Consider the following 22,630-nt stretch of genomic DNA (forward strand, 5'->3'; position numbering starts at 1 on the left):
CACCTGGATCGCCCGGACCACCCGCACGCCCTCGCTTCGGGACCCCCGGGCCCCCGGGCCCCGCTTCAGCTTCCTTCAGCCTGCTTCAGGTTCTCTTCAGGGTGAAACGTTAAGTTAACCCTGCAAACAACTTCCCGGGTTAACCTACGTGTTGACGAGAGAAGTCTTGATGGGATGCGACCGAGAGGGGGCACATGTTACGAGGCACGACGGCCCGGACGCAGAGCGTCCTACTCGCCGCCGTCCTACTGGCCCTGCAACTCTTCGCTCCCACCGTTTCCTTCGCGTCCGCACACCCCACCCACGTCATCTCGTCCGAGGACCGCACCGCACCTGAGACACAGGCCGTCCGTGACGCCGCAAGGATCAAGAGCACGGTCGGCACCGAGAACAAGGTCGGCACGGAGACCGAGAGCGCGGCCGACGCCGCGACCAAGAGCTCGGTCAACACCGAATCGGTCAGCTGCGGTACGGACAAGCACCTCGACGGCAAGACGCCGCCCTTCCGGGTCCGCGACCGGCAGCGCTCCGCGGACTCCGCTCCACAGACGCCCACGCGCCCGCTGCTGACCCGGGATCCCACGATCGCCGACGGGGACACTTCACACACGGTGGGCGCCGCGTCGCTCCGTACCACCAGATCATCAGCTGCCCACTCCACAGCGGCACTTCAGGTTTTCCGCTGCTGATGTGACCGTCGGGCGCCAGCCGACCACGACCCACCCTCACCACGCCACGTCCGCCGAGCGCGTCGACGTGGGGGTCCTGTCGGCGTGCCCGCATGCGCTCTGTTTTGTACACCGACGCGCCATCAAGGCGCGCCAGGAGGAACTGACACATGCAGCCCCTCATCGATCACGCACGCTCCTTCGGCAAGCAGTCCGCTGCACGCCCCGAGGAGTTCGCCCGCCTCGCCGAAGGCCAGTCCCCGCAGGCCCTGTTCATCACCTGCTCCGACTCCCGGGTCGTCCCGGCCCTGTTCACCGGAGCCCGGCCCGGTGAACTCTTCGAGCTGCGCACCGCGGGCAACATCGTCCCCCCGTACGCCTCCGGGCAGCCCACGGGCGAGGCGGCCACCATCGAGTACGCGGTGGAGGTGCTCGGCGTCAGCGACGTGGTCGTCTGCGGCCACTCCCACTGCGGCGCCGTCGGCGCGCTGGTACGCGACGAGGACCTGACCGCCGTGCCCGCCGTGCGCGACTGGCTCGCGCACGCGACGCCCCGTCCGGAAGGCACGGTCGAGGACCCGACCGTCACCGACGCCGTTCAGGCCCACATACTGACCCAGCTGCTGCGGCTCCGCTCGTACCCGTGCGTGGCCCAGCGTCTGGCAGACGGGCAACTCCGCCTGCACGGCTGGTTCTACGAGATCCATACCGGATCCGTACTGGCCCATGACGTGCACTCCGACGCTTTCACGACGCTGTGAGCGCCCCGATGAGCGATTCCGTGAACAGCTCGAACCTCTCAGAGAACCGGATGAAGTTCCCTCATCTGCGGCAGGACTTCGCCGCCTCACTCGTCGTCTTCCTCGTCGCCCTGCCGCTGTGCGTGGGCGTGGCGGTCGCCTCCGGTGTACCGGCCGAACTCGGCCTGGTCACCGGCATCGTGGGCGGACTGGTCACCGGATTCCTGCCCGGCAGCAGCCTGCAGGTCTCGGGTCCGGCCGCGGGTCTGACCGTGCTGGTCTTCGAGGCCGTACGCGAGTTCGGGCTGCCCGTGCTCGGTGTCCTCGTGCTGGCCACCGGTCTGATCCAAGTCCTCATGGGTGCCCTGAAGTTGGGGCGTTACTTCCGGGCCATCTCGGTGGCCGTCGTCGAGGGCATGCTGGCCGGCATCGGGCTCGTCCTGATCGCGGGACAGCTCTACTCGGTGGCGGGCATGGAAGCACCCGCCTCGGGCCTGGCCAAGCTGGGCGGACTGCCGGGGATGCTCGCCGATGCCGCCGGATCCGCCGAGGCGCTGGCCTCGATCGGCCTCGGAGCCGGCACCATCGCCGTACTCGTACTGTGGAGGCGCCTGCCGAAGCGGGTGCGTACGGTGCCGGGGCCGCTCGCCGCGGTCGCGCTCGCCACGCTCGTGACGCTGGTGTTCGGACTGCCGGTGGCGACCGTCGAGGTACAGGGTCTGCTCGGCTCGCTCCAGCCGCCGGGGATGGATGCCTTCGGTGAGCTGGGGAACGTGGCGGTGCTCGGCACGGTCGCGGCCTTCGTCCTGATCGCCTCGGCGGAGTCGCTGTTCAGCGCCGCCGCCGTGGACCGGCTGCACGAGGGGCCGCGGACCGAGTACGACAAGGAACTGATGGCCCAGGGCGCGGGCAACACCGTCTGCGGCATGCTCGGCGCCCTGCCGATGACCGCCGTGATCGTGCGCAGCTCGGCGAACGTCCAGGCGGGGGCGCGGACCAAGGCGTCCCGGGTGATGCACGGCGCATGGCTGCTGCTGTTCGCGGTCCTGCTGCCGGCCGCGCTCGCCTACATTCCGCTGCCGGCGCTCGCGGGCATCCTGGTCCACGCGGGCTGGAAGCTCATTCCGCTGCGGGAGATCGCGGCGATGTGGCGCGAGCACCGGGGCGAGGCGCTGATCCTGGTCGTCACGGCCGTGTCGATCGTCGCGGTGAACATGTTCGAGGGCGTCCTGATCGGGCTCGGCCTGGCGATCGCCAAGACGGCCTGGGAGGCCTCGCACATCAAGCTGGAGGTCATCGACAAGGGAGCGGGGCCGGTGCAGGCGTACCTGTCCGGCAACGCCACCTTCCTGCGGCTGCCGAAGATCCTCGACAACCTGGAGTCGCTGCCCCAGGACCGGCCGGTGGAGCTCGACATGTCCGGCCTGCATCACCTGGACCACGCCTGCCGTACCGCCCTGGAGAACTGGGCCGAGCGGCACAGCGCGACCGAGCCGGTGAAGGTCACCACGCCGTAGTCACCACGCCGTAGTCACCCCGGGACTCAGGGCGATCTCCTGGCGGGCTCGCCCAGAGCCCTTGGCGGGCCCGCCCTGATCTCCTGGCGGGCCCGCCCTGAGCTCCCGCCGCGGCACCCGCCCCACACCTGGCCCGAGGCTCGACCAGAGCCTTAGGCCAGGCATATTGTGATAACAAGTTCACAGTCGGACATTTCGGCGACTCGAACGACAGCTCTGGCAGCGCGAAGGGCAGGGGGTCGTCATCATGGTTGAGGAGCTGGTGGCCGCGGGCGTGACGGCCGGTATCGCCGGGCTGGTGTACCTCTCGGCGGCGGCACGGATCGTCAAGCAGTACGAACGGGGTGTGGTCCTGCGCCTCGGGCGTCTGCGCGGAGAGCCGCGCCCGCCCGGTTTCACGATGATCATCCCCGCCGTCGACCGGCTGCGCAAGGTGAACATGCAGATCGTGACGATGCCCGTGCCCGCCCAGGAGGGCATCACCCGGGACAATGTCACGGTGCGTGTCGACGCGGTGGTCTACTTCAAGGTGGTCGACGCGGCCAACGCGGTCATCCGGGTCGAGGACTACCGCTTCGCGGTCTCGCAGATGGCGCAGACCTCGCTGCGCTCGATCATCGGCAAGAGCGACCTCGACGACCTCCTGTCGAACCGCGAGAAGCTCAACCAGGGCCTGGAGCTGATGATCGACAGTCCGGCGGTGGGCTGGGGCGTGCAGGTCGACCGGGTCGAGATCAAGGACGTGTCGCTGCCGGAGACGATGAAGCGGTCGATGGCCCGGCAGGCCGAGGCCGACCGTGAGCGCCGTGCCCGGATCATCAACGCCGACGCGGAGCTCCAGGCGTCGAAGAAGCTGGCGCAGGCCGCCGGAGTGATGTCCGACCAGCCCGCCGCGCTCCAACTCCGCCTTCTGCAGACGGTGGTGGCCGTCGCAGCCGAGAAGAACTCGACCCTCGTACTGCCCTTCCCGGTGGAGCTGCTGCGGTTCCTGGAACGGGCGCACCAGGGGCTGGAGACCGACCAGCCGCCGGGCGGGAAGCAGCGGGCCGGCGCGGACGGATCGGCCCTGGCGGAATCGGCCCTGGCGGAATCAGTCCTGGAGGAATCGGTCCTCAAGGAACCCGCCGTGGAGGAATCGGTCCTCAAGGAACCGGCCGTGGAGGGACCGATCGTGGAGGAACCGGTCATCGAAGAACCGGTCACGGAGGATCAGGTCAGCCCCTTGACTCCCCCACCGTCCACGTCATCCGACGATCAGTGAGAGCGCCACGCTACGCGCGTGGTTCACGTCGTCCGGACCACGTGATACACACAGGCGGGTCAACATCCTGTCCGCCAACAGGAAGGCTGCTCCATGTCCGCCACACGACGGCAAATGCTCGCCCGTTCCGGTGCCCTGGGAGCGGGCATCGCGTTCTCCGGGGCCCTGTCCGAACTCTTCGCCGGCACGGCAGCGGCGCTGGGCCACACCGGATACGGCCCTCTCGTTCCCGATCCGGACGGCCTGCTCGACCTGCCGGAAGGTTTCCGCTACCGGGTGCTGTCGCGTGAGGGCGACGAGCTCCGATCCGGTGAGGGCCCGGTGCCCAGCAACCACGACGGCATGGCCGCCTTCGCCGGGGCTTCTGTCGGCAGACACCGCCGGGTCCACCTCGTACGCAACCACGAGAACCGTGTCACCGCGAAGTTCCAGGTCCCGACGGTCGAGGGGCTCACCTACGACCCGATGGGCAAGGGCGGCTGTACGGCGCTGACGCTGGACGAGCGCGGGAAGGTACTCGGGGAACGCGTCGCGATCGCCGGGACGGCCGTCAACTGCGCGGGTGGGCCCACCCCTTGGGGCACCTGGCTGACCTGCGAGGAGACCGAGGACAAGGCCGGAACGAACGGCTACACCAAGGACCACGGCTTCATCTTCGAGGTCGACCCGGCCGACCCGCACCGCACCGGGGCCGTACCGCTGACCGCGATGGGCCGCTTCCAGCACGAGGCGATCGCCGTCGATCCGCGGCACGGCATCGTCTACGAGACCGAGGACGCCTTCCAGAAGCCCTTCGGCCTGTTCTACCGGTTCCTGCCCAAGAAGCCCGAGGGCGGCCGCGGTTCGCTCCGCGCGGGTGGGCGGCTCCAGGCGATGCGCGTGCCGGGCGTACCGGACCTCTCCACGATCCAGGAGACGGGCGCCACCTTCGACGGCATCGAGTGGGTGGACGTACCGGACCCGCTCGCGGCCCAAACCCCCATCCGTCTGCAGGACTTCGGCCCCAAGGGCATCACGCACGCCCAGAAGCTGGAGGGCTGCTACTGGGGCGGGAAGAGCGTGTACTTCGTCTCGTCCTTCGCCCGCAGTGCCGAGGGGTCGGCCGCCGACCACTTCGGCCAGATCTGGCGCTACGACCCGGGCGCGCGCCGACTCACCCTGGTGATCGTCTTCGGCCCCGACACCGACGTACAGCTGCCCGGCGAGGAGCCGGACAACATCTGTCTCGCGCCCAGCGGCGGCCTGATGGTCTGCGAGGACGGCGAGGGCGCGCAGCACGTCTTCGGCGTGACACGGCGCGGCGAGGTGTACGCGATGGCGCGCAACCGGCAGAACATCGGAACACCCGAAAAGCCGGAGTGGGGCGAATTCGCGGGCGTCACCTTCTCCCCCGACGGCAGGACCATGTACGTGAACTGCTACACGCCCGGCACGACGTTCGCGGTGACGGGCCCCTGGCACAGGTAGCACTGCGATCCAAGGGATCCAAGGACACCACTGCCCAGGCCGGACCGACCGACCGGCCTGGGCAGGTCCGCATCCGTCGCTGCCCCGCTGCCGGCCCACCGGCCTACGCTGGAGTCATGAGCGAAGAGATGAGCGAGCGCCGCGCCACCGGGGCGCCGGGGCCACCGCCCGACGGCGGCCCGCCCTTCGCCGAGTGCGTCCTGTGCCGCGAGCCCACCGAGTACCCGGAGTCGTACAAGGGGATCACGCTCTGCCCCGTCTGCGAGTGGCGGGAGGCGGAGCGCACCGCTTGCTCGGGGTGATCAGGTCCGGCGTGTGGTGAGCGTGCGGAGCGTGAGGTCGACGCCGCGCAGCGGAACCGATCTTCCGCCTGGCAGACTGGACGGCGTGAGCAGCGACGAGACGATCACTCCCCCAAGTTCTCGGCTTCGCTCGAACAGCGGGGACCCCCATGGCGGCGGGCCCCGTACCGAGGACAGCCCCTTTCGCCACGAGGCAACCACCCGTGACGAGGCACCGCAGTTCGTGCTGCCGCTCGTGGTCCGCATCGAGCGGAACGAGCCCCCGGCACGCACGGACGCTCTCGAAACCGCGGCCCGCGCGGTTCTGGTGATGCTCAGCGACGAACGGTCGCTCGGGGACGGCGACTGGGCGCAGGCCGTGCGGGACTGGCAGGACGCCCGGATCCGCAAGGTGGTGCGGCGGGCGCGTGGCGCCGAGTGGCGGCGGGCCGAGTCGTTGCCCGGCATCACAGTGACGGGGAAGTCCGCGGAGGTACGTGTCTTTCCTCCCGTCCCCCTGAACGGCTGGCCGAAGGACCTGGCCCGCCTCCAGGTCTCCGGCACGGACCTCGACGACCCGGAACCACCGGCGGACGCCGACACCACGGCCCCCGTGCTGTGGCTGAGCCCCGATGTCGACATGTCGGCCGGCAAGGCCATGGCCCAGGCAGGCCATGGCGCCCAACTGGCGTGGTGGGAACTCCCGGACGAGGCCCGAGCGGCCTGGCGCGACGCCGGCTTCCCCCTCGCCGTCCGCACCCCGACGCCCACCCACTGGTCCCAACTCACCACGAGCGGCCTCCCGTTGGTACGCGACGCGGGCTTCACGGAAATCGCACCGGGCTCCTGCACGGTGGTCGCCGACCATCCGGCACTGCGGGGCGCGTGACCGCCTACGCGTCGGGGTGTTCGACGCCGGAGGGCCTCGCACTCGAGGAACCGTGGGGGAGCATCAACGCCGAGTCCGCATGGAGGCTGATGCGTGTCGGTATGAGGTCGACGGCGTCGGCCGGGGACTCTCCGGTGCCGGAATTGCGGGCGTAGCGCGGATGGGCACCTCCGCTGATCTGCCAGCGGATGCGGTGGCCGGCCAGGAAGCGGTAGCTGGTGGAACTCATGGGTACGGTGACCTCCGAGGGTGTCTGCCCCACCGTCCGCAGCTGAGCCAGCCCGTCACAGACGTTGGTGGAGCGGCCTTGCTCATCCACATCGCACAGGCGGGTGAAGACATCGGCGTATCCGGTGTCCGTGGAGATGCTCAGCCGCGCCGAGACCGGGCCGAGGATGTCCACGGGTTCGGCCAGCGGGGGGCCGGTGAACGTCAGGACGTCTTCCCGGGCCTCCAGGGCGCTGTTGTCCCGGGGGCCGGCGGTGCGGGAGAGCAGCGGGCCGCCGAGGGACGGGGTGGGGTCGGCCGGGTCGTAGCGGAAGGACGTCAGTGGTGCGGAGTTCGTGGGGGCCTCTCGGGTGAGATGCCCGTCCGAGGTGGGGAACCATGAGCCGGTGGCCGGGGAGAACGGCCAGTCGACGAGGTCACGCCATGCGTTTTCGCCGCCGATGTGCACGCGCACGCCGGTGGGGCGCAGGCCGGAGGGATCGGCGCACAGGTGCGCGCGCAGCCAGGCGAGACTCTCGGCGAAAACTTCGGGCCAGCCCTGCTGCAGTGCGGACGTATGGGTCCAGGGGCCGACGAGCAGGGCGGCGTCGCATCCGGCCCGGCGCAGTCGGGCGTACTGCTCGAAGGTCTGGTCGACCAGAGCGTCGTGCCATCCGGTGATCAAACTGGTGGGGACGCTCAGCCGCTCGGCCGCCCCTGCCAGGGACGCGCCGCTCCAGTAGGGGTCGTTGGCGTCCTGGTGCGTCACCACGTCGTCCAGCCAGGGCACTTCGTCTCCGAAGGCGGCCACGTACGCCCCGCGCAGCGGCCGCGCGGTGACGATGTCGCGCAGTCGGCGCTGCAGGCGCAGCGTCGCCCTCGCGAAGGGCGCGATCCCCCGGTGCTGGTACGCAATGCCTACGCCGACCACGAGGGCGTTCTCCAGCTGGAGGGCACCGTCCGCGTGGAACAGGGCGTAGGGGTCATGCAGTCCCACCTGCACCACCATCGCCTTCAGCTCGGGCGGCGGGTCCAGGGCAAGCGCCCACTGCACGTATCCCAGGTAACTGGGGCCGACCATCCCCAGCGTTCCGTTGAACCAGGGCTGCTCGCGCAGCCAGGACACCGCGGCCTGGCCGTCGGCGGCCTCGTTGCGCCACAGATCGAACTCACCCCCTGAGCCTCCGGTACCGCGGCAGCTCTGCAGGACCACGTGGAAGCCCTGTTCGGCGAAGAGCAAGCCGTACTGGGGGGACCACGGCAGGCCCCTGCCGTACGGCGAGCGCACCAGCAGGGTGGGGAAATCGCCGTCTGCCCGGGGGAAGTAGTGGTCCGTGATCAACGGGCTGCCGTCGGCGGCCGGCACCACCAGTCCCGGCTCCCAGCCGACGTCGTACCGCTTGGCCGGGAGACCACGCCAGATCGCTCTCATGATCCGTGAGGACAACGGCGGTTTCCTGGAAGGCGGTGCCCAGACCGGGCTCGGCACAGCGTCTTGGGTGCGTGATGCCATGGCTCCTTCATCCTCTCCTCTATTCTCGTACTACGTACGAGAATAGAGGATGCTTGGATGACACCCGCAAGGGCCTCGGTGACCGGGAAAAGGAGCACGAAGACCGTGACGCGTGATGGCGGGTCCGGCGCCACGGGCGTCGACCCTCAACAGCTCTGGCTGAGCACCGGCCAGTCCCGCAGGGGCCGCAGGCCCGCCTTCAGCCGCGAAGCGATCACGGCGGCCGCCGTCGCCCTGGCGGACGCGGAAGGCCTCGAAGCGGTCACCATGCGGCGGGTCGCCGCGCGGGTCGGAGCAGGGGTCATGTCGCTCTACAGTTACGCCCCCGACAAGGAGACACTGCTGGAACTGATGGTCGACCACGTCAGCGGCGAACTGCCGACGACGGGGCCCTCCACCGGTGACTGGCGCGCCGAGCTGAAGACCATCGCCCACGTCCAGCGCGCCCTCATGCTGCGACACCCTTGGCTGCCCGCCGCTCTGTCCACCCGCCGCAGCCTCGGCCCCAACTCCCTGGCCTTCCTTGAACACTCACTCGCCGCCTTGCGGCCGACCGGGCTGGACGGTGGGGCGAAGCTGGAGGTCTTCGCCCAGCTCACCGCATTCGTGGCCGGGCACGTAGCCCACGAGATCACGCAGGCCGCGGCCGCCCAGTCGCCCGACCGGGCCGCGGCCGAGGCCCGCTACCTTGCCGCTGTCGCCGCGGACGGCCAGCACCCGGAACTCGCCGAAGTCCTCTCCGCACCCGGGCGCCCTCTCGACCCCGAAGCGACGTTCGCCCGGTTCCTCAACCGCCTGATCGACGGCCTCGGCACGGACTGACGACCCGGCTCGCACGGGCGCTCGACGTCTGAACCTCAAGTTGAACATCGGCAACGTTCCGTACGTATTCCCTGGTACTGGCCAAGCAGGGCACGTGACAAGTACATGTTTCAATGAGCGGTTCGATCCCCTGGTGGAGGCTCATGTGCGGCTTCCCGGCAGCCGTGGCGGTCCTGCCGGAACCTCAAATGTTGCTCTGAACGTCCCCGCCGATGGGTTCGGCTCCACGTCCCGGGGCCATGACTCGGTCACGCCGGATTACAGGACCGTCGAAGGAGACGACACACACGTCCTGGTGAAACCGTGGTGAAGGAGGGGGACGATGCAGCAACTGGGTACGGGAATCGGATGGCGGCCGGAGATCGCCGACGCCGTGGAGCGCATGCCCGGCATCGACTGGGTCGAGGCCGTGGCGGAGAACGTGTGCCCGGGACATCTCCCCGAGTCGCTGGTGCGCCTGCGCGAGCGCGGTGTCACCGTCGTCCCGCACGGTGTCTCGCTCGGCCTCGGCGGTGCGGAGCGGCCCGACTCGGGTCGCCTCACCACCCTTGTCGAGCGCGTCGAGGCACTGGGCTCGCCCCTCGTCACCGAGCACATCGCGTTCGTCCGCGCGGGCGGCGCCCTGACCGCCTCCGAGCGGCTGGAGGCCGGGCATCTGCTGCCCGTCCCGCGCACCCGGGACGCCCTCGACGTCCTGTGCGAGAACATCCGTATCGCGCAGGACGCGCTGCCCGTACCGCTCGCCGTGGAGAACATCGCGGCACTGATCTCCTGGCCCGGAGAGGAGATGACCGAAGGGCAGTTCCTGTACGAACTGGTCGACCGCACCGGCGTACGCCTCCTCATCGACGTGGCCAACCTCCACACCAACCACGTCAACCGCGGCGAGGACCCCGCCAAGGCCCTCGACGAGCTCCCCGTCGAGGCCATCGCCTACGTCCATGTCGCCGGCGGCTTCGAACGCGACGGTGTCTGGCACGACAGCCACGCCCACGCCGTGCCTCCGGCGGTCCTCGACATCCTCGCGGACCTGGCGTCCCGGGTACGTCCGCCGGGGGTGCTCCTGGAGCGGGACGAGAACTTCCCCGAACCGGCGGAGCTGAAGCGGGAGTTGGGGGCGATACGGGAGACAGTGGAGAAGGGGACTCCCGCGGAGAAGGGCAGCGCTGCCGCGACGGCGGCAACCTGCAGCGATGCCGCATCCGAAACCTCCGCCGACGCGCCTTCTTCCTCGCCCGACGAGGCCCAAGAAGCCCGAGAAGCCCAAGAGACCCAAGACGCATCGCCGCAGACGGACACCGATCCCGCACGTCAACGCCTGGCCCTCGCACAGGCCGCGCTGCTCTCCGCACTCGTCGCCGGGACCCCGGTGCCCGAGGGCTTCGACCGGGGACGGCTGGCCGTGCAGGCGCGCGCACTCGCCTCGAAGCGGGCCGACGTGGTGGCCAAGGTCGCTCCGGAGCTGCCGGAGATCCTCGCGGGGGCGTACCGGACGGCGTTTCTGGCGTATGCGCACGGTCACCCGATGACCGACGGCTACCGGCACGACGCGATGGCCTTCGCCGAGTATCTGCTCCTCGACGGCCGACTCGAAGACGCGGACGTGCGCCGGAAGGTGAGGGACTGGTGGCTGGAGCGCTCGGGCCCCACCCCGCTCTCGCAGCGCCCGACGGCCCGGCTGGCGCGCGCCACCCGGCGGGTCCTGCTGAGGCGTTGAACGGCCTCGGCACCGAAGGCACCCAAAGAAGTAGGTGTCGAGGGGCTCTCGACGGAGGCGTAACTGCCGTCGGGGGCACGTGATATCGCTCACTCGAACGATACAGGCGCCCAGCCGTACGAGAAATCAAGCCACTTGCCTGCTCAGCGGCGCCCGGGCCTCGCCGGGCCGCGCGCCCGCGCACGCGGCGGAGATCCAGCCCGCAACGGTCGGACGCCGGTCCGCACCAGCACCGATCGCCCGCCGCCACTCCGCCTTCCACCTGTGCAAACGCCCGGTGCGCTAACCGACGAGCGCGTCCTCGTCCCAGCCGTCCAACGCCCTACCTCAGTTGGCGTACTCATCGCATTAAGGTGCCAAGCCGCACCCAAAGCCCACTAACGTGCGGTGCCGCAACAGGAGGCACCATGCGATCCATCAACAGCCGCGCGGTCTTCAGCGGTACCGGCATCATCATCACGGGTCTGGCGGCGACCCTCGTGGCCCTGTTCCTTCCACTGTGGTCGTACGCGGACCGTTCAGGAACCGGACTGGACACGTTGAACGCCGACACCGTGCCGACGCGTTTCGGCCCGTTGTCCGCCCAGGACCGGGACTTCATCACCAAGGTACGGCTCGCGGGTCTGTGGGAGCTGCCCGCCGGTCAGCAGGCCCAGGAGCGCGGCACGACCCGGGCCGTACGCACGGCGGGCGAACACCTCATCGAGGGCCACACGTTCCTGGACGCCCGCGTGCGCGACGTGGCTTCTCGGCTCAGCCTCGAACTGCCCAACCAGCCCAACGAGCAGCAGCGGGAATGGCTCAGCACGCTCAGTGGGGCTCGGGGCGAGGAGTACAACGTACAGTTCGCGAACATCCTGCGCAGGGCGCACGGCAAGGTCTTCGGCCTGGTCGCCCAGGTCCGCGCGCACACCCGCAACTCACTGGTGCGCGCTCTCGCCGACGACGCGAACACCACGGTCCTGGACCACATCACGGTCCTTGAGGCCACCGGGCTCGTCGACTTCGACGCCCTGGCCCAGGACGCGGCCATCGCGAGCACTCCGCCGATGACCAACTCCCCCGCTCCGCCCGGCCCGACGTCCTCCCCCAGTCCGGCCGTCCCGATGTCCCCCTCGCCGAGCTACTCGCTGCCGTCGGCCGCGAGCAGCCCACCCCCGGAGAAGACCGGACAGCACAAAGCCTCCGGCACCGGCAAGAACAAGAGCACGAGCACGAGCACGAGCACGAGCAACGACAAGAGCCAGGGACAGAGCAAGGACAAGGACAAGGGCGAGAACTAGTCCGAGCACGAGCAGAACAGGACGTCAGTCCACGACGACGCCGCTCCGGCCAAATCGTGAATAAACGATGGCGCCTCGTAGCCCCGTCGCATAGAAAATCCGCATGTTCTGGGTCTTACTCCTGCTCCTGGCCTGGGCCGTGGCCGGCACCGCATGTATCCGGCTGTGCCTGGCCGCCGTACGCGCCGCGGCCGTCGGCACGGAAGCCGCTTTCGGACGCGATCTGACGCTCTACGAGGCGGCGTTCCTGTCGGGCGGTCCCGCGCGGGTCGCCGATCTGACGCTGGTGTCGATGGCCCGGCAACGCCGGCTGCTGCTCGCCCACACGGGCTGGGCGACCGTCGTGGACCCGCACGCCCGGGACGAGATGGAGCGCACGGTGCTGGGCGCCATAGGCCCCGACGGACAGTCACGGATAGCGCCCGTCCGGACGGCCGCGGCGACCGCGGAGGCCGTACGCGCACTCGCCGACCGGCTTGTCGCGGCGGGCCTCGCCGTGCCGGACACCGCCCGCTCCACCGTCGCGGACGCCGTGCGTCATGTGCGGAACGCCGCGGCCGGCGTGGTGGCCCTCGGCACGATCGCGCTGCTGATGCCCTCTCAGGCCACAGAGGGCCAGGCGCTGGTCGCCGTCTGGTTCACCCTCCCCCTCATCCTCACGCTGAGCTGCCTCGCCATCGCCCGTGTCGAGGTCCACCCGTACACGCGCTGGGCGTCCCCGGCCGGCCAGCGGCTGCTCGGCGGCCTCGTACGGCACGCGGACAGCGCCGGCGACGACCGTACGTACCTCACCTCGGTCGCCGTACGCGGCATTCGCGCCATCGGTGAGCCGGACCTGCGGGCGGCCTTCGCGCATCGCAAGCCGCACCGCTAGCCGGGCATCGGGGTCATAGAAACGACACCGGCGGACCGGTGCTTTACTTCGCCACACATCAAACGAAATATCCCTTTGTTGTCGTTGTCGTTGTCGTTGGCGTTGTCGTTGCTGTTGTCGTTGTCGCCGTGCGCCGAAGGGATACACGATGAGAGCTGCCGCGCTTTACGGGGTCACCGGGGTCTTGGTCCTGACCGCCGCCGTCGTCGTCGCCGCTCCCGCGGGCAGTGCCGAGCCCTTGCCCGGTCCGGCCGAGCGACAGGGCGTGGCCGTCGCCGCCGCGCGCGCCGCCGCCGAAGGGATCCGCTTCGGGAAGTGCTCCGAGGAGCAGGACACCCCGGGCAGTCTCCAGTGCGGCACGGTGACGGTGCCGCTCGACTACGCGCACCCCGACGGCGAGAAGATCGAACTGACCGTCAGCCGCGTACGGGCCACCGGCGAGAACGCCGGCCTCAAGGTCCCGCGGCTGGGTTCGCTCGTCTTCAACCCGGGCGGTCCCGGCGCCTCCGGCATGTACTTCCCGCTGGCCGGCCTGCTCCCCGAGTGGAAACGCGTCGCGGCGGCGTACGACCTCGTCGGCTATGCCCCGCGCGGGGTGGGCCGCTCCGCTCCGCTGTCCTGCCAGGAGCCGAAGCGGCTCCTGAAGGGGCCCTCCCAGCTGCCGACGGACCCCTCGGAGTCGTACAAGAAGGAGCGCATCGCGCAGGCGAAGACCTACGCGCGCGGCTGCCTGCAGCGCTCCGGCAGCCGGCTGCGGCACTTCTCGTCGCTCAACAACGCGCGCGACCTGGACGTCCTGCGGGCCGCGCTCGGCGAACGGAAGCTGACCTTCATGGGCGCTTCGTACGGCACGTACTTCGGCGCCCTGTACGCGACGCTGTTCCCCTCGCACGTGCGCCGGATGGTCTTCGACTCGGCGGTGAACCCGGACCCCGAGCGGATCGGGTACCGGAACAGCCTCGACCAGTCGGCCGCCTTCGAACGGCGCTGGGCGGACTTCCGCGCATGGGTCGCCCGGCACGACAAGGTGTACGGACTGGGCAGCACGCCCGAGCAGGTGCTGCTCGGCTACGAGAAGGCGCGGGCGCGGCTCGCCGCCGAGCCCGCGGGCGGCAAGGTCGGACCGGGGCAGTTGCAGGCGGCGTTTCGGCAGGCCGCTTACTACGACGACTACTGGCCGCAGCTCGCGCCGGCGCTCTCCGCGTATCTGCGGGGCGATCCCAAGCCGCTGATCCAGCAGGCCGGGCCGTATCCGGAGGTGGTGACCGAGCAGGAGAACGGCAACGCCGTCTACACGGCCATCGAGTGCAACGACGCCTCCTGGCCGACGGACTGGCGCGTCTGGGACCGGGACAACACACGCCTCGCGCGCGTGGCCCCCTTCGCGACCTGGGACAACGTCTGGACGAACCTGCCGTGCGCGTACTGGCCGGTGCCCCACCAGAAGCCTCTTGACGTGCGGACATCACCGGGTGAGCTGCCGCCGACGCTGATCCTGGCCGCCGAGCGGGACGCGGTCACGCCGTACGCCGGGGCGCTGGAGCTGCGCCGTCGGCTGTCCGGCTCGGTACTGGTGACCGAGCGGGCGGTGGGCACGCACGGCATCGGGGGCGGCAGCAACGCGTGCGTCAACGGCCACCTCGAGGCCTATCTGCTGGAGGGCCGGCTTCCGGCGCGGCGCGCGGCATGCGCACCGCGCCCGGAACCGACGCCCAGCGCATCGCGGGACGCGCGGTAGCCCGGTGTCAGGCGAGCCGAGACCGGGCGCGCACGGCTGTCAGGCGAGCCCGGCGACCAGCTCGGCCACCGACTTGCGTCGGCCCGTGTAGAACGGGACCTCTTCGCGCACGTGCATACGCGCCTCGGAGGCGCGCAGGTGACGCATGAGGTCGACGATGCGGTACAGCTCGTCGGCCTCGAAGGCGAGGATCCACTCGTAGTCACCGAGGGAGAACGAGGCGACCGTGTTGGCCCGCACGTCCGGGTAGCCGCGAGCCATCTTGCCGTGGTCGGCGAGCATGCGGCGGCGGTCCTCGTCGGGCAGCAGGTACCAGTCGTAGGAGCGCACGAACGGATAGACGCTGACGTAGTCGCGGGGCGTCTCGTCGGCGAGGAACGCCGGGATGTGCGAGCGGTTGAACTCGGCGGGCCGGTGCAGCGCCATGTTCGACCAGACCGGCTCCAGAGCACGGCCCAGCTTGGTGCGACGGAAGAGGTTGTACGCCTCCTGGAGCTGGTCGGCCGTCTCCGCGTGCCACCAGATCATGAGGTCGGCGTCGGCGCGCAGCCCCGACACGTCGTACGTGCCGCGGATCGTGACGTCCTTGGCGGCGAGCTGGTCGAAGAGCTCCTGCACCTCGTCCGCGTAGCCGGCGCGGTCCTCGGGGAGGACGTCTCGCAGCTTGAAGACGGACCACAGGGTGTAACGGATGACCTCGTTGAGGTCCTTGGCCAGCTTGCCCTTGTTCGCGATCTTGGCGGGGCCGGTGGTGGGGGCGTCGTCACTCATGAGGCTATTCTCCCGCGCCGCCGTGCAAGCTCTGCACCGGGTTGGTGATCAACTCGTCCAGTCCGCCGTGGTCGCCTCGCAGCTGGTCCACGGCGGCGCTCGCGCTCGCGATGCACGCCGGGATACCGACGCCGTCGTACGCCGCTCCGCACACGGCCAGCCCCGGCAGCTTGGCGATGTGCTCGCGGATCCGCGCCACGCGCGCGTGGTGCCCGACCGGGTACTGGGGCAGTCCGTCGTACCAGCGCGTCACCCGCGTCTCGACCGGCTCCGCGTCCAGACCGGTCGCCGCGCGGAGATCCTTTCGGGAGACGTCCACCAGGTCGGCGTCCGGACGCTGAAGGACCTCGGTCTCCTGATACCGCCCCACGGACGTGCGGAGCACGACGAGGTCGGGGTTCTCCTCGGCGATCCAGCCCCATTTCTGGGACGCGAACGTCGACGCCTTGATGGTGCGCCCGTCGACGGGCGGCACGAGAAAACCGCTGCCTTCGGGGAGGCGGATCTCGCCGCGCCGGTAGGCGAGGGTGATCAGGGCCATGGAGGCGTACTCGACGGTGGCCAGCTCGGCAGCGGCGGCGGGCGCCTCGGCGCGCAGCAGGGATGCGGCCGCGGACGCGGGGACCGCGACGATCACGGCGTCGGCGTGCAGGACGCGGCCGCCCGCGACGATGCGCCAGAGCGCGCGCGGCTGCGACGGCTCGGCCCTGCGCAGTTCGGTCACCGGGGAGTCGGTGACGATCTCGCCGCCTCGCGCCCGCACCGACTCCGCCACCGCGAGCGGCAGTTGGCCGACGCCGCCCTCGATGCCCATGAAGACCGGCCCGGTCTGCTGGGCGGCGGCCGCCCGGGCCTGGATCTCGCGGACCGCCTCCGTCAACGACGTGTGCGTGCGGGCCGCCGCGTAGAGCTGCGGGACGGCGGAGCGCATGGAGATGCGGTAGGCGTCGCCCGCGTACACACCGCCCAGCAGTGGCTCGATCAGGCGGTCCACGACCTCGCGGCCGAGCCGCCGCGCGACGTACTCCCCCACCGCCACGTCGTCGCCCACCTCCGTGCGCGGCAGGTCACGGTCGCGCTCGATGCGGCGCAGACCCTCGTCGGAGAGGACTCCGGAGAGGACGGACGCGTCCGCCGGGACGCCCATGACGTGTCCCTTGGGCATGGGCCGCAGCGCGCCCCGCGTCCAGATCGACGCGCTCGCCGTCGCGGGCACCTGGAGCCGGGCGTCGAGGCCCACTTCTCGGGCCAACGCCACGGCTTCGGGCCTGCGGGCCAGCATCGACTCCGCGCCGAGGTCCACCCGCGCGCCCGCGATCTCGCCGGGGAGCAGCTTGCCGCCGAGCCGATTCGAGGCCTCCAGGACGGTGACGCGCGCACCGCCGTCCAGCAGCCGGTGGGCGGCGGCCAGACCGGCGATGCCGCCGCCGATGACGACGACATGACCCGTGCCCGTATGGCTGTCTGCGTGCATGTCTCCACTCTCCCAGACCTCTCCCCGAGCCCCGTCCCGGGTGCCGGTGTCCGGGACGAGTCCCGACCGTGACCTCTTCGGGACCGGATTCGTCCAACGTCGCGACCCGCTCGGGCGTCGTAGGAGCGTCACACTTCACGACACCCTCGGGGGTACGCCGACATGCAGACACGTGGCACCACGTCCAGGCACCGATTCGTACGACCTGTGCAGACCCTCTCGGCGCTGCTGCTGGCCGTTGGCCTCGCCCTCACGGGGTGCACCGGCGCGAGCGACAGCGGCGCCAGTTCGACATCGGCCGACAAGGCCGCCGCGCCGGGAGAAGACGCGGGCGCGGGCGCGCAGTCCGGCAGCGACGCGCGCGGCGGCAAGGGCGACCAGGCCGCCGCCCCGCCGAAGCTGACCACCCACATCATCCGCACCGCGTCCCTGACCGTGCAGGTCAAGGACGTGCCGAAGTCTCTCGACGAGGCCCGCACCGTGGTCGAGAACGCCGGCGGCGTCGTCGGCAGCGAGACCACGGACCGCGACTCCAAGGGCCATGAGCGCTCGCGGGTCGTGCTGCGGGTGCCCTCGGACAAGTACGAGGAGGTACTCGCGGACCTGGAGGGCTCCGGCAAGCTCATCGACCGGAGGGCGAAGGCGCAGGACGTCACGGAGCAGGTCGTCGACGTGGAGAGCCGCATCAAGTCGCAGCGCGCCAGCGTGGCCCGCATCCGCGAGCTGATGGACCAGGCGACCAAGCTCAGCGATGTGGTCACCCTGGAGGGCGAGTTGAGCAGCCGTCAGGCCAACTTGGAGTCCCTGCTGGCCCAGCAGGTGTCCCTGAAGGACCGGACGAGCCTGGCCACCATCACGCTGTCACTGTCCGAGACCCCGGTGAAGAAGGCGGCCGAGGACGAGGACCCCGGGTTCGTGGACGCGCTCGCGGGCGGCTGGGACGCGTTCGTCACGATGTTCCGCTGGATCGCGCTGGCGCTCGGCGCGGTGCTGCCCTTCGTGGTGGGCGCGGCCCTGCTTCTGCTGCTGTGGGCGCGTTTCCTGCGCACCCGGCTGCCGCGCCGTCCCGCCGCGGCGACCGCGACCGCGGGTGCGGGTGCGGGTGCGGGTGCGGGTTCTCTGCCGGTCGCTCCGCCCGTGCGGGAAGAGGGCGGCGAACGGGACTGAAATGCCGCGCCCTCGTAGCGTGTTCGTATGAGCATGAGCCGTACGAGCGGTACGAGAGAGCGACTGGTGATCGTCGGAGGGGACGCGACGGGCATGTCCGCCGCGTCCCAGGCGCGCCGTATGAGGGGCCCCGAGGAGCTGGAGATCGTCGCGTTCGAGCGCGGCCACTTCAGCTCCTTCTCCGCGTGCGGCATCCCGTACTGGGTGGGCGGTGACGTCGCCGAACGGGACCAGCTGATCGCGCGCTCGCCCGAGGAGCACCGGGAGCGCGGGATCGATCTGCGGATGCGTACGGAGGTGACGGAGCTCGACGTCGCGGCGGGCCGGGTGCGTGCCCGTGACCTCGAATCCGGGGCCGAGGAGTGGACGTCGTACGACCAGCTCGTGATCGCGACGGGCGCCCGCCCGATCCGGCCGCCGCTGCCCGGTGTCGACGCCCCCGGTGTGCACGGCGTGCAGACCCTCGACGACGGACAGGCGCTGATCGACACGCTGGCCCGCACGCACGGCCGGCGCGCGGTCGTGGTCGGCGCGGGCTACATCGGCGTGGAGATGGCCGAAGCGCTGATCAAACGCGGGTACGAGGTGACGGTGGTCAATCGCGGCCCGGAGCCGATGGCCACGCTCGACCCCGACATGGGCCGTCTGGTGCACGAGGCCATGGAGGGCCTGGGCATCACGATGGTGAACGACGCCGAGGTCACCAAGGTCCTCACCGGGGAGGACGGCCGGGTGCGGGCGGTCGCCACGGAGGACGCCGAGTACCCGGCGGACGTGGTGGTTCTCGGCATCGGCGTACGGCCGGAAACGGCGCTCGCGAAGGCGGCGGGGCTGCCGCTGGGCGACTACGGCGGGCTGCTCACCGACCAGGCGATGCGGGTGCGCGGGTACGAGAACGTGTGGGCGGGCGGCGACTGCGTGGAGGTCCTCGATCTGGTCTCGGGCCGCCGGCGGCACATCGCGCTGGGCACACACGCCAACAAGCACGGGCAGGTGATCGGTGCGAACGTGGGCGGCGGGTACGCGACCTTTCCGGGCGTCGTCGGTACGGCGGTCAGCAAGGTCTGTGATCTGGAGATCGCCCGCACCGGGCTGCGGGAGAAGGACGCGCGGCGGGCCGGCCTCCAGTTCGAGACGGTCACCATCGAGTCGACGAGCCGCGCGGGCTACTACCCCGACGCCGCGCCGATGAAGGTGAAGATGCTCGCCGAGCGGCGCACCGGGCGGCTCCTCGGAGTGCAGATCGTCGGACGCGAGGGGGCGGGCAAACGCGTCGACATCGCGGCGGTTGCGCTGACCGCGCGCATGACGGTGGAACAGATGACGACCCTGGACCTGGGCTACGCCCCACCGTTCTCCCCGGTCTGGGACCCGGTACTGGTGGCGGCCCGCAAGGCGGTAACGGCGGTACGCCTCCGCGGGTGACGCGCCCCTTCAGGGGCGCGGGGCTGTTACCTATGCGGCTCCGCCGCGTGGGCGCGACCAGCCACAGCCAGCCCGCAGCCGAAATGCGAACCCCCTCCCCGGTGCGGGCCGGAGGCAATCGCACGCGCGCGTGGCTCTCCGCGCCGGCCACGCGCGCGTGCAGCACGACAACCCGACCCAGGCGCCCCGAGCCCAAGGACACCTGAGCCGGATGCCCCCAGGGCGCCTCAGGCCCCCTGAGCGGTCCCGGGAGCCGTGCCGTTGATCTTCTCTATGGCCTGCCGCGCCTGCTCACCCGGAGAACGCGGAAGCGACGAGACGGTCGACACCTGCGGCTGCGCCGACTGGGGTCGCGCGTGCGTACCGGGCTGACGGCTGCGCAACCGGTGACTCGCGGCCTCGTCGAGGGTCACCGGCCGCTGCATGCTCGCGGCAAGCCGACCGGCTTCCTGGCCGAGCGCGGCCACGTCCTCCCACGGCAGTCTGAGCACGATGGCGACTTCCGCCTCGCCATCCGGCGTGGCGATCATCGGCGGAGTGACTCGGTCGTTCATGACCTGTTCCTCACGTGTTGCTGGAATCACGGGCGGTTGCCGAGACATACGCACGCGCCCGCTGTCGTGTTCAGTGCCGTTCAGAAGGGCCGTGTCACGGGCAGGAGACCCTCGTGGTCATTCCCGTCCATGACGTGAACCCGGTACGTCGCACACCGTTCGTGACGTACGCGCTGATCTGCGCCAACTTCGTGGTCTTCCTGGCCACCCCGGGCGTGGTCGATTCGCTGACGGGCGAGAGCGGTCTGGCACAGCTGTGCCGCCTGCAGGCGTTCCTGGACCAGTGGGCAGCCGTGCCCCAGGAGCTGATCCACCAGCGGACGCCGCCCGTCGTGCCGACCGGCGACGTGGGCCTGGGCCCGCAGGGCCCGGGCTGTGTGATCGGTCCGCCCGACTACGACAAGTCGCCCCCGCTGTCGGTCCTCACCGCGATGTTCCTGCACGGCAGCTGGCTGCACCTGCTCGGCAACATGCTCTTCCTGCTGATCTTCGGCAACAACATCGAGGACCGCCTGGGGCACGTGCGCTATCTGCTCTTCTACGGGGCATCCGGCTACGCGGCGGCGTACGCCTACGCCCTCGCCAACAACACCTCCGACGACCCGCTGATCGGCGCGTCCGGCGCGATCGCCGGTGTCCTGGGCGCCTACCTCGTCCTCTATCCGAAGGCCCGGGTCTGGGTCCTGGTGCCGTTCCTGATCTTCCTGCCGCTGCGCCTGCCCGCCTGGATCGTCCTGGGCTCCTGGTTCGTCCTGCAGGCGGTGTACTCGTCCGGCGCGGGCGTCTCCGCGGCCGGCACCGTCGCCTACCTGGCCCACGTGGCCGGCTTCCTGGCGGGCATGCTCCTCGCCTGGCCCCTGCGCCCCGGCACCCCGCCCCCACCGGAGCCGCGCGGCCTGCTGTTCGGCAGACGGGCACGCCCGGGCCGGTGAGACGCCAGGGGCACCTCCCCGACGCGCTACCTCAGGGGCGAGGCACATTGAGTCGCATACCCCAGAGGGGTATCTTGAGGTTGAAGGCGCGGCCCTGACACTCGTGAGGGTGGTCGCCCTACGGCCGACGGAGGAGACGAGCACGATGAGCATTGAGGGTTTCACCGAGCCCGGGTACGACGAGGTGCGTCAGGTCTTCCAACGACTTGTGGACAGCGGCCGGGAGACGGGTGCGGGTCTGTCGGTCTGGCGGGAGGGCCGCGAAGTCGTCCGGCTGAACGCGGGGTGGGCCGATACCGGTCGGAGCCGTCCGTGGCGCGGCGACACCTTAGTCATGCCGTACTCGCTGTCGAAGGCGTTCGTCACGCTCGCCGCCCTGTCCGCGGTACGCCAGGGCGCGTTGGCGCTGGATGAGCCGATCGCCAAGTACTGGAGGGAGTACGGAGGCCGGGGCAAGGAGGGGACCACCCTCCGTCACGTACTCACTCACCAAGCCGGCCAGCCGCGCTTCCCGGCCGAAGCCGCGGGCCTCGACCTGCTGGACGACGCCGCGCTGCGGGACAGCCTGGCTCGGGCGGCACCGGAGTACGTGCCCGGAACGTCCCTCGGGGAACATGCACTGACGTACGGCCACCTGGTCGATGGCATTCTGCGCGCGGCCGCCGGAACGACGTTGGGCGCGCTGTTCAACGACGTCGTGCGGCCCGCGCTGGATCTCGACGCCTGGTTCGGAGTGCCGGACTCCGCCCTGGACCGCGTCGCCGACCTCGAGTACGCGCACCACGACTGGCCGCAGCAGCTCCACGCCGCGCCCTGGCTGGGGATACCGGCCGGCGCCCTGGACACCGAGCGGACGAACTCCCAGGTCTGGCGGCAGTCGGTGTTCGGCGCGGTCAACATGCACACGACGGCGACCGCCATGGCGGAGTTCTTCTCTCGTCTCACCAGCGAGGACGGGCCGGTGCGCCAACTGCTGGGGCCGCAGCTGCACACGGAGCTGCTCACCTCCCAAGTCACTGATCACGACGAGGTCTTCGGCACCCGGATCACATGGACGCTGGGCTTCGTACGGGACAAGGGAAAGATCGCCAAGGGCGGTATCGGCGGCTCCGCGGCATGGTGGTCGCTCCGGCATCACCACGCTTGCGCCTACCTGACGCGCCGATTGGACGATCACTCCCGCGCCGCCGAGATCGCCGCGGCGCTGGGTGACGACCTGACCGTGGTGGGCGAGGACTGAGTGTCGGAGCGGGGGCGAGCGGATGTCATGCCGCTCGCCCCCGCCCCATCGCGCGACGGCCCGGAGAACGGTGTGGCCGGCCGACGGCGT

General features: G+C 70.6%; 20 protein-coding genes. 16 read left to right on the plus strand and 4 right to left on the minus strand.

All coding sequences use genetic code 11. The annotated features are described in order from the left end of the window. Positions 1 to 194 precede the first annotated feature (194 nt). The 7 genes from FE633_RS35675 (at position 195) to FE633_RS35705 (ending at position 6,823) form a co-directional block, all read left to right on the plus strand. Positions 195 to 689: a hypothetical protein gene (locus FE633_RS35675; protein ID WP_138049315.1), complete on the plus strand. Its 495-nt coding sequence runs from the start codon at positions 195 to 197 to the stop codon at positions 687 to 689. A gap of 149 nt (positions 690 to 838) precedes the next feature. Continuing rightward, positions 839 to 1,429 (plus strand): carbonic anhydrase, encoded by a 591-nt coding sequence (locus tag FE633_RS35680; protein ID WP_138049316.1) that lies wholly within the window; start codon positions 839 to 841, stop codon positions 1,427 to 1,429. A 50-nt stretch (positions 1,430 to 1,479) separates the two neighbouring features. Further along, positions 1,480 to 2,925, plus strand: coding sequence for a SulP family inorganic anion transporter (locus FE633_RS35685; RefSeq protein WP_138049348.1), 1,446 nt, complete (start codon positions 1,480 to 1,482; stop codon positions 2,923 to 2,925). Between the two features lie 247 nt (positions 2,926 to 3,172). Then, positions 3,173 to 4,186 (plus strand): slipin family protein, encoded by a 1,014-nt coding sequence (locus tag FE633_RS35690; protein ID WP_246113982.1) that lies wholly within the window; start codon positions 3,173 to 3,175, stop codon positions 4,184 to 4,186. 93 nt (positions 4,187 to 4,279) lie between these two features. Continuing rightward, positions 4,280 to 5,653: a PhoX family protein gene (locus FE633_RS35695; RefSeq protein WP_138049317.1), complete on the plus strand. Its 1,374-nt coding sequence runs from the start codon at positions 4,280 to 4,282 to the stop codon at positions 5,651 to 5,653. Positions 5,654 to 5,769: 116 nt separating this feature from the next. Continuing rightward, entirely contained in the window at positions 5,770 to 5,955 is a 186-nt protein-coding gene (locus FE633_RS35700; RefSeq protein WP_138049318.1) for a hypothetical protein, read from the plus strand. Between the two features lie 85 nt (positions 5,956 to 6,040). After that, on the plus strand, positions 6,041 to 6,823 hold the full coding sequence (locus FE633_RS35705; RefSeq protein ID WP_425473270.1) for a peptidyl-tRNA hydrolase: 783 nt from the start codon (positions 6,041 to 6,043) through the stop codon (positions 6,821 to 6,823). A gap of 4 nt (positions 6,824 to 6,827) precedes the next feature. Here the strand turns inward: FE633_RS35705 and FE633_RS35710 are convergent, their stop codons facing one another. Further along, the gene (locus tag FE633_RS35710) at positions 6,828 to 8,462 is read right to left on the minus strand and encodes a CocE/NonD family hydrolase (protein WP_138049319.1); all 1,635 of its coding nucleotides are present in this window, start codon (positions 8,460 to 8,462) and stop codon (positions 6,828 to 6,830) included. A gap of 186 nt (positions 8,463 to 8,648) precedes the next feature. On the opposite strand from FE633_RS35710, the gene FE633_RS35715 reads away from it, so the two are divergent. From FE633_RS35715 to FE633_RS35735, 5 genes are all read left to right on the plus strand, one after another. Beyond that, positions 8,649 to 9,365 (plus strand): TetR/AcrR family transcriptional regulator C-terminal domain-containing protein, encoded by a 717-nt coding sequence (locus tag FE633_RS35715; RefSeq protein ID WP_138049320.1) that lies wholly within the window; start codon positions 8,649 to 8,651, stop codon positions 9,363 to 9,365. 322 nt (positions 9,366 to 9,687) lie between these two features. Then, the gene (locus FE633_RS35720) at positions 9,688 to 11,082 is read left to right on the plus strand and encodes an MbnB/TglH/ChrH family RiPP precursor modification enzyme (protein WP_138049321.1); all 1,395 of its coding nucleotides are present in this window, start codon (positions 9,688 to 9,690) and stop codon (positions 11,080 to 11,082) included. A 407-nt stretch (positions 11,083 to 11,489) separates the two neighbouring features. Then, the gene (locus tag FE633_RS35725; protein ID WP_138049322.1) at positions 11,490 to 12,365 is read left to right on the plus strand and encodes a DUF4142 domain-containing protein; all 876 of its coding nucleotides are present in this window, start codon (positions 11,490 to 11,492) and stop codon (positions 12,363 to 12,365) included. Positions 12,366 to 12,468: 103 nt separating this feature from the next. Continuing rightward, a complete protein-coding gene (locus FE633_RS35730; RefSeq protein WP_138049323.1) occupies positions 12,469 to 13,239 on the plus strand; it encodes a TIGR04222 domain-containing membrane protein in 771 nt (256 codons plus the stop codon). A gap of 148 nt (positions 13,240 to 13,387) precedes the next feature. Beyond that, positions 13,388 to 14,977, plus strand: a complete 1,590-nt coding sequence (locus FE633_RS35735) for an alpha/beta hydrolase (RefSeq protein WP_138049324.1) — start codon at positions 13,388 to 13,390, stop codon at positions 14,975 to 14,977. Between the two features lie 39 nt (positions 14,978 to 15,016). Here FE633_RS35735 and hemQ read toward each other — a convergent pair whose 3' ends face one another. After that, positions 15,017 to 15,748: a hydrogen peroxide-dependent heme synthase gene (gene hemQ, locus FE633_RS35740; protein WP_138049325.1), complete on the minus strand. Its 732-nt coding sequence runs from the start codon at positions 15,746 to 15,748 to the stop codon at positions 15,017 to 15,019. Positions 15,749 to 15,752: 4 nt separating this feature from the next. Then, on the minus strand, positions 15,753 to 17,222 hold the full coding sequence (gene hemG, locus FE633_RS35745; RefSeq protein WP_138049326.1) for a protoporphyrinogen oxidase: 1,470 nt from the start codon (positions 17,220 to 17,222) through the stop codon (positions 15,753 to 15,755). Positions 17,223 to 17,384: 162 nt separating this feature from the next. On the opposite strand from hemG, the gene FE633_RS35750 reads away from it, so the two are divergent. Together FE633_RS35750 and FE633_RS35755 are read left to right on the plus strand one after the other, a co-directional pair. Continuing rightward, complete coding sequence (locus FE633_RS35750; protein ID WP_138049327.1) at positions 17,385 to 18,389, plus strand: DUF4349 domain-containing protein; 1,005 nt, start codon at positions 17,385 to 17,387, stop codon at positions 18,387 to 18,389. Positions 18,390 to 18,416: 27 nt separating this feature from the next. Beyond that, a complete protein-coding gene (locus FE633_RS35755; RefSeq protein ID WP_138049328.1) occupies positions 18,417 to 19,814 on the plus strand; it encodes an FAD-dependent oxidoreductase in 1,398 nt (465 codons plus the stop codon). A gap of 227 nt (positions 19,815 to 20,041) precedes the next feature. On the opposite strand, the gene FE633_RS35760 is transcribed toward FE633_RS35755, so the two are convergent. Next, positions 20,042 to 20,368 carry a hypothetical protein gene (locus FE633_RS35760; RefSeq protein WP_138049329.1) on the minus strand — a complete coding sequence of 109 codons (327 nt, stop codon included), beginning with the start codon at positions 20,366 to 20,368 and terminating at the stop codon, positions 20,042 to 20,044. Between the two features lie 113 nt (positions 20,369 to 20,481). Between FE633_RS35760 and FE633_RS35765 the strand changes: the two genes are divergently transcribed. Continuing rightward, positions 20,482 to 21,300, plus strand: coding sequence for a rhomboid family intramembrane serine protease (locus FE633_RS35765; protein WP_138049330.1), 819 nt, complete (start codon positions 20,482 to 20,484; stop codon positions 21,298 to 21,300). Positions 21,301 to 21,445: 145 nt separating this feature from the next. Next, positions 21,446 to 22,540 (plus strand): serine hydrolase domain-containing protein, encoded by a 1,095-nt coding sequence (locus FE633_RS35770; RefSeq protein ID WP_138049331.1) that lies wholly within the window; start codon positions 21,446 to 21,448, stop codon positions 22,538 to 22,540. Positions 22,541 to 22,630: the final 90 nt, after the last annotated feature.

It is taken from the genome of Streptomyces montanus (assembly GCF_005786655.1).
Lineage (GTDB): Bacteria > Actinomycetota > Actinomycetes > Streptomycetales > Streptomycetaceae > Streptomyces > Streptomyces sporangiiformans.

Excerpts from the sequence above, each read along its gene's own strand:
- FE633_RS35675 (WP_138049315.1), top strand. The coding sequence starts at position 195 with ATGTTACGAGGCACGACGGCCCGGACGCAGAGCGTCCTACTCGCCGCC.
- FE633_RS35680 (WP_138049316.1), top strand. The coding sequence starts at position 839 with ATGCAGCCCCTCATCGATCACGCACGCTCCTTCGGCAAGCAGTCCGCT.
- FE633_RS35685 (WP_138049348.1), top strand. The coding sequence starts at position 1,480 with ATGAAGTTCCCTCATCTGCGGCAGGACTTCGCCGCCTCACTCGTCGTC.
- FE633_RS35690 (WP_246113982.1), top strand. The coding sequence starts at position 3,173 with ATGGTTGAGGAGCTGGTGGCCGCGGGCGTGACGGCCGGTATCGCCGGG.
- FE633_RS35695 (WP_138049317.1), top strand. The coding sequence starts at position 4,280 with ATGTCCGCCACACGACGGCAAATGCTCGCCCGTTCCGGTGCCCTGGGA.
- FE633_RS35700 (WP_138049318.1), top strand. The coding sequence starts at position 5,770 with ATGAGCGAAGAGATGAGCGAGCGCCGCGCCACCGGGGCGCCGGGGCCA.
- FE633_RS35710 (WP_138049319.1), bottom strand. The coding sequence starts at position 8,462 with ATGAGAGCGATCTGGCGTGGTCTCCCGGCCAAGCGGTACGACGTCGGC.
- FE633_RS35720 (WP_138049321.1), top strand. The coding sequence starts at position 9,688 with ATGCAGCAACTGGGTACGGGAATCGGATGGCGGCCGGAGATCGCCGAC.
- FE633_RS35725 (WP_138049322.1), top strand. The coding sequence starts at position 11,490 with ATGCGATCCATCAACAGCCGCGCGGTCTTCAGCGGTACCGGCATCATC.
- FE633_RS35730 (WP_138049323.1), top strand. The coding sequence starts at position 12,469 with ATGTTCTGGGTCTTACTCCTGCTCCTGGCCTGGGCCGTGGCCGGCACC.
- FE633_RS35735 (WP_138049324.1), top strand. The coding sequence starts at position 13,388 with ATGAGAGCTGCCGCGCTTTACGGGGTCACCGGGGTCTTGGTCCTGACC.
- hemQ (WP_138049325.1), bottom strand. The coding sequence starts at position 15,748 with ATGAGTGACGACGCCCCCACCACCGGCCCCGCCAAGATCGCGAACAAG.
- hemG (WP_138049326.1), bottom strand. The coding sequence starts at position 17,222 with ATGCACGCAGACAGCCATACGGGCACGGGTCATGTCGTCGTCATCGGC.
- FE633_RS35750 (WP_138049327.1), top strand. The coding sequence starts at position 17,385 with ATGCAGACACGTGGCACCACGTCCAGGCACCGATTCGTACGACCTGTG.
- FE633_RS35755 (WP_138049328.1), top strand. The coding sequence starts at position 18,417 with ATGAGCATGAGCCGTACGAGCGGTACGAGAGAGCGACTGGTGATCGTC.
- FE633_RS35760 (WP_138049329.1), bottom strand. The coding sequence starts at position 20,368 with ATGAACGACCGAGTCACTCCGCCGATGATCGCCACGCCGGATGGCGAG.
- FE633_RS35770 (WP_138049331.1), top strand. The coding sequence starts at position 21,446 with ATGAGCATTGAGGGTTTCACCGAGCCCGGGTACGACGAGGTGCGTCAG.